The 2,736-nt window shown below is 73.5% G+C and carries 4 protein-coding genes; 2 read left to right on the top strand and 2 right to left on the bottom strand.

Features of this window, described 5'->3' with window-relative positions:
- Window positions 1-91: 91 nt before the first annotated feature.
- Window positions 92-508 (bottom strand): hypothetical protein, encoded by a 417-nt coding sequence (locus ACFRMQ_RS39955; protein ID WP_380735817.1) that lies wholly within the window; start codon window positions 506-508, stop codon window positions 92-94.
- Window positions 509-762: 254 nt separating this feature from the next.
- Here ACFRMQ_RS39955 and ACFRMQ_RS39950 point away from each other — a divergent pair, with 254 nt between their 5' ends.
- Together ACFRMQ_RS39950 and ACFRMQ_RS39945 are read left to right on the top strand one after the other, a co-directional pair.
- The gene (locus ACFRMQ_RS39950) at window positions 763-1,632 is read left to right on the top strand and encodes a MurR/RpiR family transcriptional regulator (RefSeq protein ID WP_380735816.1); all 870 of its coding nucleotides are present in this window, start codon (window positions 763-765) and stop codon (window positions 1,630-1,632) included.
- 89 nt (window positions 1,633-1,721) lie between these two features.
- On the top strand, window positions 1,722-2,060 hold the full coding sequence (locus ACFRMQ_RS39945; protein WP_380735814.1) for a hypothetical protein: 339 nt from the start codon (window positions 1,722-1,724) through the stop codon (window positions 2,058-2,060).
- A 1-nt stretch (window position 2,061) separates the two neighbouring features.
- On the opposite strand, the gene ACFRMQ_RS39940 is transcribed toward ACFRMQ_RS39945, so the two are convergent.
- A complete protein-coding gene (locus tag ACFRMQ_RS39940; RefSeq protein ID WP_380735813.1) occupies window positions 2,062-2,634 on the bottom strand; it encodes a Uma2 family endonuclease in 573 nt (190 codons plus the stop codon).
- Window positions 2,635-2,736: the final 102 nt, after the last annotated feature.

Genomic DNA, 2,736 nt, shown 5'->3' with positions numbered 1-2,736 from the left:
TCCTCGTACTGGGTCGTACTTGGACGTTTCGCCGGTGCGTTCAGGCGGGATGCCCGGCGTCGCGCGCCCGGCGGGAATTGTGAGACACGGACTAGTCCCAGTCGCCCCGCGACGAGCGCTCCCGGCGGTCGCGGCGGTTGCCCAGCGCGGCCGCGAAGTTGACCCCGACGATGCCCGCCCAGCAGGCCAGCAGTCCGGCGAAGCCGCCGCTCTCGGGGCTGGCCGCGATCGCGCTCAGCGGGATGCCGAGACCGAGCGAGACCACCGCGAGGCGGTTGCCGGCGCGGCCGGAGCCACGGGAGCGGTCGTCGCGGTCCCGGTCCCGGCGGGACGGCTCGTAGTCCTCCGTCCGCCGGGCCGCCGACCGGTCGACCCGGGCGTCCATCCGGGCGTCGAGCCGCTTCATGAAGGAGTCGACGAGGGCGTCCTCGTACTCCTTGCCGAGTTCCTTGCGGGCCTGGAGGGTGGCGTCGAGGTCGCGCCGCAGTTCGTCCTGACGAGTGTCCATGGGGACCAGCCTGGGGCAGCCGGGACGTCCGGTCCATCCGTTCGCGGCGGAATCCGGGCGGACTCAGGGACAATTCAGGGTTTCCCCGAACCCGCGGGCCGGTCGGGCCAGCCGAATCCGTCCGATCCGTCCGATCCGTGGGCGTCCCGCCGGACGTCTCACCGGGCGTCCCGCCGTGCGAGACGTCTTTGCCCAGCCACGGCGCGCTGCTGCACAGTCGTCGTCCGAACCGCTCCCATCCGGAGGTACCGCTGATGACCGCCACCGACGAGGCCGGCAGCGTCGGCCCCTCCGCCCGGCTGCTCCAACTGTTCGAGGGGCACCGGCTGACGCCGACCCAGCGCCGGATCGCCCACTCGCTGGTGCGGCACGCCACCGAGGCGCCGTTCCTGTCCAGTGTGGAGGTCGCCGAACTCGCGGGCGTCAGCCAGCCGTCCGTCACCCGCTTCGCGGTCGCGCTCGGGTACGACGGCTACCCGGCGTTGCGCAAGCAGCTGCGCGAACTCGGCGGGGGTGAGCCGGCCGCGCCGGAGAGCCCGGACGACGCGGTGCGCAACGAGCACCAGCAGGCGGTGCTCGCCGAGATCGCCCACCTGCGCCACCTCGCCGAACTCCTCGCCGACCCGGAGCCGATCCTCCGGGCCGCCCGGCTGCTCGCCGCCTCCCGTCCGCTGCCGGTGCTCGGGCTGCGGGCCGCCTCGGCGCAGGCGCGCGGCTTCGCGTACTTCGCGTCCAAGGTGCACCCGGACATCCGGCTGCTGGACGAGGGCGGCAGCATGCTCGCCGACCGGCTGGAGCAGGCCCGGGCGGCCGGGGCCAGCGCGCTGCTCTGCTTCGCGCTGCCGCGCTACCCCCGGGAGTTGATGGACGCGCTGACGGTGGCCCGGGAGTGCGGTCTGACGGTGCTCACCGTGGCCGACAGCGCCTTCGCTCCGGTCGCCAAGCTGTCCGACCTGATGCTGCCGGCCGCCGTCGGCACCGGGCTGGTCTTCGACACCGCGTGCGCGCCGATGATGCTCGGCCGGGTGCTGTTGCAGTCCATGTGCGACGAACTCCCGGGAGCGGAGGCCCGGTTGGAGGCGATCGAGCACTCGGCGGCGGCGCGCGGGCTCTTCCTGGAGTAGGCACGGCCTGGAGTGCGAGTGGCCCGGAGCGGCGGCGGGGGAGTAGCCGTCACGAACCCGGGCATCCCCTCCTACAGGGGGTGCCGCCCATGCGCGTGATCCACGAGATGAAGTTCGTCGCCCGGCTCGCCTCCGGCGCCGACGAATGGTCCTGCCCCACCTGCGGACGCCGCGTCACCCTGCGGCGGCTGCCCGATCCCGAACTGACCGTCCTCGACCCGGGCGACGAGTCCGCCGTCCATGTCGGCGTCATCGAACCCGACGCCCGCTCCGCCGCGGCCGCCGAGAGGTACGGCCTCGGCCCCGTCCAGAACATCCCCCGCCCGCCGTCCCCGCCCGCCCCCGACGCCGACGACCGCCGCTGGCTCGCCGAGATCGGCATCGACTGGGACGGCGGCGACTGGGACGGCGGCGACGCCGCGGCGTGACTCAGCGGCGGGGGGCGTACAGCGGGAGGCCGGAGGTGTCCAGCTCGGCGGGCAGTGGCGCGGGCAGCGGGACGGGCTCGCCGTACTCGCCGAGCAGGACGCCCTGGTACGCCCCGTCGCGGGGGTGGGTGTGGAGCGTCCAGGTGCCGTTGCGGGGGTCGAGTGCGAGCAGGAGGGTCACGTCGGCGGCTGCATACCAGTCGGTCCTGGCGGCGCTGTGGCTGATGCGTGAGGGGCCGGGGATCACCTCGACGGCGAGAGCGACATCGCGAGGTTCGGCCGGCCGGTCGTCCTCCTGTTCCCAGCCGACGGGCAGCACGAGCAGGTCGGCGGTCGCGTAGTCGTCCTCGTCGTCCGGTAGGGCGATGGACACCGACTCGTAGACCCCGGCGTCGGAGGGCAGGCGCGATCCGATCCGCTCGCGCAGCTCGCGTACCGTCCTGGCGTGCTTGCCGCGGCGAGGCGGAGACATCGGCAGTGTTCCGCCGATGATCTGGATCCGCAGCCCGGTTGCTCGTTCGATCTCTTGCGCTGTGTGGCGCAGGTTGCCGGGGCGCGCGGGGATGGTCGCCATGGATCCTCTAGTACTCCAGCCGCACTTCGTGATCAGGTGGCGAGTCTGCGCTGGTAGTGGCTGTGGCGGGCTCGTCCCTGGTGCGTCCGGCGCCATATCGAC

The sequence above is a fragment of the Kitasatospora sp. NPDC056783 genome, from assembly GCF_042789895.1.
Taxonomy (GTDB): domain Bacteria; phylum Actinomycetota; class Actinomycetes; order Streptomycetales; family Streptomycetaceae; genus Kitasatospora.
The sequence above is the reverse complement of the archived record's forward strand: the minus strand, read 5'-3'. Positions and strand labels throughout refer to the sequence as shown.

What these genes read in the sequence shown, in the direction of transcription:
- ACFRMQ_RS39940 (WP_380735813.1), bottom strand. Translation starts at nt 2,634, where the DNA reads ATGGCGACCATCCCCGCGCGCCCCGGCAACCTGCGCCACACAGCGCAA.
- ACFRMQ_RS39955 (WP_380735817.1), bottom strand. Translation starts at nt 508, where the DNA reads ATGGACACTCGTCAGGACGAACTGCGGCGCGACCTCGACGCCACCCTC.
- ACFRMQ_RS39950 (WP_380735816.1), top strand. Translation starts at nt 763, where the DNA reads ATGACCGCCACCGACGAGGCCGGCAGCGTCGGCCCCTCCGCCCGGCTG.
- ACFRMQ_RS39945 (WP_380735814.1), top strand. Translation starts at nt 1,722, where the DNA reads ATGCGCGTGATCCACGAGATGAAGTTCGTCGCCCGGCTCGCCTCCGGC.